4 protein-coding genes and 1 pseudogene are annotated in these 4994 nt (G+C 69.4%); 3 read left to right on the forward strand and 2 right to left on the reverse strand.

Annotated features, from left to right (window positions below; genetic code table 11):
- From G3N62_RS34295 to G3N62_RS34305, 3 genes and pseudogenes are all read left to right on the forward strand, one after another.
- Positions 1–325, forward strand: a pseudogene (locus G3N62_RS34295) (DNA alkylation response protein); the annotation flags it as partial.
- Positions 322–1557, forward strand: a complete 1236-nt coding sequence (locus G3N62_RS34300; RefSeq protein ID WP_034188968.1) for a CoA transferase — start codon at positions 322–324, stop codon at positions 1555–1557. The pseudogene G3N62_RS34295 and the gene G3N62_RS34300, both read left to right, overlap by 4 nt.
- 88 nt (positions 1558–1645) lie before the next feature.
- Positions 1646–3058: an MFS transporter gene (locus G3N62_RS34305; RefSeq protein WP_059562051.1), complete on the forward strand. Its 1413-nt coding sequence runs from the start codon at positions 1646–1648 to the stop codon at positions 3056–3058.
- Between the two features lie 106 nt (positions 3059–3164).
- On the opposite strand, the gene G3N62_RS34310 is transcribed toward G3N62_RS34305, so the two are convergent.
- Both G3N62_RS34310 and argA read right to left on the reverse strand, forming a co-directional pair.
- The gene (locus G3N62_RS34310) at positions 3165–3440 is read right to left on the reverse strand and encodes an oxidative damage protection protein (RefSeq protein ID WP_006478357.1); all 276 of its coding nucleotides are present in this window, start codon (positions 3438–3440) and stop codon (positions 3165–3167) included.
- A 50-nt stretch (positions 3441–3490) separates the two neighbouring features.
- A complete protein-coding gene (argA, locus tag G3N62_RS34315) occupies positions 3491–4870 on the reverse strand; it encodes an amino-acid N-acetyltransferase (protein ID WP_034188966.1) in 1380 nt (459 codons plus the stop codon).
- Positions 4871–4994 lie beyond the last annotated feature (124 nt).

Consider the following 4994-nt stretch of genomic DNA (forward strand, 5'->3'; position numbering starts at 1 on the left):
GGCGCTGCGGCGCATCCTCGCGCGCGCATGCGATGCACTGGCGCGGGTCGCGGCGGACGGCGACGACGCGCACGTGCGGCAGGCCGCGTCCGCGCTGTACTACGCGAGCGCGGCCGTGCTGATGGCCTGCGAGGGCGTGCGGCTCGCGCCGGATTTCCGGCGTCTCGCGCTCGCGCACCTGCTCGTGCGCCACAAGCTGCTGCCGGTCGATCCGCTCGCGCCGGCGTTGCGCGAGGACGAGTCGGCCGCGTTCGATGCGTTGCTGCGCGGCACGCCGGTCGCGCTCGACACGGCGCTCGACCTGCTGCCGGAGGTCGAACGATGAGCGCAACGAACGTAACGAACGTGACGCGCGCGTCCCGCGGTGCACTGGACGGCCTGAAAGTCGTCGACCTGAGTCGTGTGCTCGGCGGCCCGTACTGCACGCAGGCGCTCGCCGACCACGGTGCGACGGTGGTCAAGATCGAGCCGCCCGCCGGCGACGAAACACGCGGCTGGGGGCCGCCGTTCCTCGGCGACACGGCCTGGTACTTCATGGGCGTCAACCGCAACAAGGAAGGGCTGGCGCTCGACCTGTCGCGCGACGAAGGGCGCGCGATCCTGTGGCGCCTGCTGGAAGAGGCCGACGTGCTGGTCGAGAACTTCAAGCCCGGCACGCTCGCGCGCTGGGGGATGGACTATGCGCGCGATCTGCAGCCGCGCTTTCCGCGCCTGATCCATTGCGCGGTGACGGGCTTCGGCGACGACGGCCCGCTCGGCGGGCTGCCCGGCTACGATGCGGTGATCCAGGCGATGGCCGGGTTGATGAGCGTCAACGGCGAGCGCGACGGCGACGCGACGCGCATCGGCCTGCCGATCGTCGACATGGTCACGGGGCTCAACGCGCTCGCCGGCATCCTGCTCGCACTCGCGGAGCGCGAGAAAAGCGGGCAGGGGCAGTCGATCGACATCGCGCTGTACGACTGCGGTGTATCGCTGCTGCATCCGCACCTGCCGAACTTCTTCGGCTCCGGGCGCGTGCCGGAGCGCAGCGGCAACGCGCATCCGAACATCGCGCCCTACGACAGCTACCGCACGGCGACCGTGCCGATCTTCCTCGCGGTCGGCAACGACCGGCAGTTCGCGCGGCTCGTCGCGCATCTCGGTGCGCCGGCGCTCGCGGGCGACGCGCGCTTCGTCGATAACCGCAGCCGCTGCGCGCACCGGCCCGCGCTGAAGGCCGAACTGGAAGCGCGGCTCGCCGCGCACGCATGCGAGCCGCTCGCGCGCGACCTGATGGCGGCCGGCGTGCCGTGCGGGCCGGTGCGGACGGTGGCCGACGTCGCGCACGATCCGCATGCGCTGCACCGTAACCTGTTCGTCGAGATCGGCGCGTATCGCGGCACGGCGTCGCCGGTGAAGCTGTCGCGCACGCCGGCCACCTATCGGTCGGCTCCGCCCGCGCTTGGCCGCGACACGCGCGCGGTGCTCGACCGGCTCGGCGTCGATCGTGCGCTTCAGCAGCAACTGCTCGACGCCGGCGTGCTGAAAACGGCGCCGGACCCGGCGCCCGGCTGACATCACGCCGCCGGCCGGCGGCGCGATGCCGGCCACCCGGGAAAGGCGCGCGCGAGTCGCGCCCCCGATCACCCAACAGGAGACATCGATGAGCCGTCCGCAATCCCCGAGCGCCGCGCTGCCGCGGCCTGGCCGCGCCGCCTTCGCGGCGTTCGTCGGCACCACGATCGAGTGGTACGACTTCTACATCTACGGCACGGCCGCGGCGCTCGTGTTCGGCAAGGTGTTCTTCGCGAGCACGATGGACCCGGGCGTCGCGACGCTGCTCGCGTTCGTCACGTTCTGGGCCGGTTTCGCCGCGCGGCCGCTCGGCGGCATCGTGTTCGGGCATCTCGGCGATCGCGTCGGCCGCAAGACCGCACTCGTGATCACGCTGGTGATGATGGGCCTGGCGACGACCGGCATCGGCCTGCTGCCCGGCTATGCGCAGATCGGCGTCTGGGCGCCGGCCGGCCTCGTCGTGCTGCGCGTGCTGCAGGGCATCGCGGTCGGCGGCGAGTGGGGCGGCGCGGTGCTGATCGCGAGCGAAAACGCGCCGAAGCACCGCAGCATCCTGTATGCGGCGTTCGCGCAGCAGGGCTCGCCCACCGGCAACCTGCTCGCCACCGCCGCGTTCTTCGCGCTGAGCGCGCTGCCGACGCCGTCGTTCCTGACGTGGGGCTGGCGCATTCCGTTCCTGCTGTCGGCCGTGCTCGTGATCATCGGCATGGTGATCCGGCTGAAGCTCGAGGAATCGGCCGACATGCAGCGCGTGCTCGCGCGCAAGCGCACGGTGAAGCTGCCGCTGCGCGACGTCGTGCGCGATCACTGGGTGGTCGTGCTGCTCGCGGCCGGCACCTTGCCCGTGATCAACGTCACGTATTTCCGCAGCACGTTCGCGCTGTCGTGGGCGACGAAGGAGCTCGGCTACGCGCAGGGCACGTTCCTCGGCATCCTGTCGATCTCGCTCGTCGTGCAGTTCCTGATGCAGCCGGTCGGCGCATGGTTCGTGTCGAAGGTCGACATGCGGCGCGCGATGTGCTGGATCCTGATTCCGGAAATCGTGCTGATGCCGGTGATGTTCCATGCGCTCGCGACGCGTTCGTACGGGGTCGCCGTCGCGGGCATGTGCATCTCGACGATTCCGTCGGCGATGTTCTACGGCGCGGTCGGCGGCGTGCTCGCGCGCGTGTTTCCGGCGAACATCCGCTATACGGGCCTGTCGCTCGCGTACCAGTTGAGCGCGCTGGTCGTTGGCGGCGGCACGCCGGTGCTCGCGCAGGCGATCCTCAACGCGACGGGCAGCATCGTCGGCGTCGCGGTCGCATCGGGGCTCTACGCGCTCGTGTCGCTCGTCTGCATGCTGGCGTTGCTGAACCGCACCGGCTATCGCGCCGACGAGCTGTCGACGGCCGAACGCAGCGATGCGGCGGAATGGGGCACCGAAGGCGGCAGCGCCGACAGCGCGAGCGGCGGCGCGCAACAGCCGGGCGACGGCGGCACGCTGAAACCGGCGGGTTGACGCACGCCGGGCGCATGCGCCCGAAAGAAAAACGGCACCGTGCGGGACACGGTGCCGTTGTTCGTCGGATCATGCGGCCGCGCTGCCGGCGCCGCGCGTCACGTCATCAGCCTTCCGTCGGCGGCACGTAGCCGGACGCCTGGTCCGCGCCGTCGCCGAAGAAGTATTTTTCGGTCTGCTTCATCAGGTACTGGCGCGCACGCGGGTCGGCCATGTTCAGGCGGTTTTCGTTGATCAGCATCGTCTGCTGCTTGAGCCAGCCCTGCCATGCTTCCTTCGAGACGCTCTCGTAAATGCGCTTGCCGAGTTCGCCCGGCAGCGGCGGGAAATCGAGGCCTTCGGCTTCCTTGCCGAGCTTCGCGCATTGGATCATTCGAGCCATCGTGTACTTCTCCTGTAATCGAACTGGGGGGAGGGCAGTCGTGCCTGCGCTCAGAGCTGCTTCATCAGCACGAGCGACTTGCGCTGCCAGTTATAGAGTTTGCGACGGTCTTCCGGCAGGTCGTCGACACTGACCTTGACGAAGCCGCGCTTGAGGAACCAGTGCTCGGTGCGCGTCGTGAGCACGAAGATGTGCGTGAGGCCGCGCGCGCGGGCGCGCTGCTCGATGCGCTTGAGCAGGCGTTCGCCGTCGCCCGAGCCCTGCGCTTCCGGCGCGACCGTCAGGCACGCCATCTCGCCGATCTTCTCCTGCTGGTACGGGTACAGCGCCGCGCAGCCGAACAGCACGCCATCGTGCTCGATCACCGAGAAGTGGTCGATGTCGCGTTCGATCTGGTGGCGGCCGCGTCGCACCAGCGTGCCGTCGGTCTCGAGCGGCTCGATCAGCGACAGGATGCCGCCGACGTCGTCCGGCGTCGCCTCGCGCAGGCTTTCGAGGTTCTCGTACGAGATCATCGTGCCGACGCCGTCGTGCAGGAACAGTTCGAGCAGCATGCTGCCGTCGAGCGATTGCGGAATCAGGTGCGCCCGCGTCACGCCGCCGCGGCACGCGCGGATCGAGTGCTTCAGGAAGAACGCGTCGTCGCCCTGGATGTTGCCGGAATCGAGCAGCTCGGCCGCCGCGTCGAGCGACATTTCGCGGATCAGCCCGCCTTCGTCGTCGACGATGCCCGGCGCTTCGGTCAGGAAGATGATCTTGTCGGCGCGCAGCGCGATCGCGGCCGCCGACGCGACGTCTTCCATCGACAGGTTGAACGCCTCGCCGGTCGGCGAGAAACCGAGTGGCGACAGCAGCACGAGCTTGCGGCTCGCGAGCGAATGACGGATCGATTCGGCGTCGATCTTGCGCACGATGCCCGTATGCGCGAAATCGACCCCGTCGAGAATCCCCACCGGCCGTGCCGTGACGAAGTTGCCCGATACGACGCTGATGTGCGCGTGCGCCATCGGCGAGTTCGGCAGACCCTGGCTGATCGCGGCCTCGATGTCGAGACGCACTTCGCCGGCCGCTTCCTTCGCGGATTCGAGCGCGCGCGCATCGGTGATGCGCAGGCCGTGCGAAAACTCGGATTCGACACCGTGCAGGCTCAACTGCTCCTCGACCTGCGGGCGCGAGCCGTGCACGAGCACGATCTGGATGCCCATCGCCTGCAGCAGCGCGATGTCGGAGACGAGCGCGTTCAGCAGCCCCTGCTGCACCACCTCGCCGCCGAACCCCACGACGAACGTGCTGTTGCGGAACTTGTGGATATAGGGCGCGACGGAGCGCATCCAGTCGACGAATTGCGCGTGGCTGGCGGCCGAATCGTCGGCGGCCGGCGGCGTCGCGGCGCTGGTCTGGGCGGGGGGGAGGTCGGTTTGGGAATTCATGGGCGGGATTATAATGCGCCCCCATGTCGAATGTTTCTAAAAGTCCCGCGCCGACGCGGGCCAATACGCCGTCGGCCAGGCACCCGGATGGTGCGGCCGACGCACGCGGGCAGCAGGGCCAGCC

Source organism: Burkholderia sp. Tr-20355 (assembly GCF_017104685.1).
GTDB lineage: Bacteria > Pseudomonadota > Gammaproteobacteria > Burkholderiales > Burkholderiaceae > Burkholderia > Burkholderia seminalis.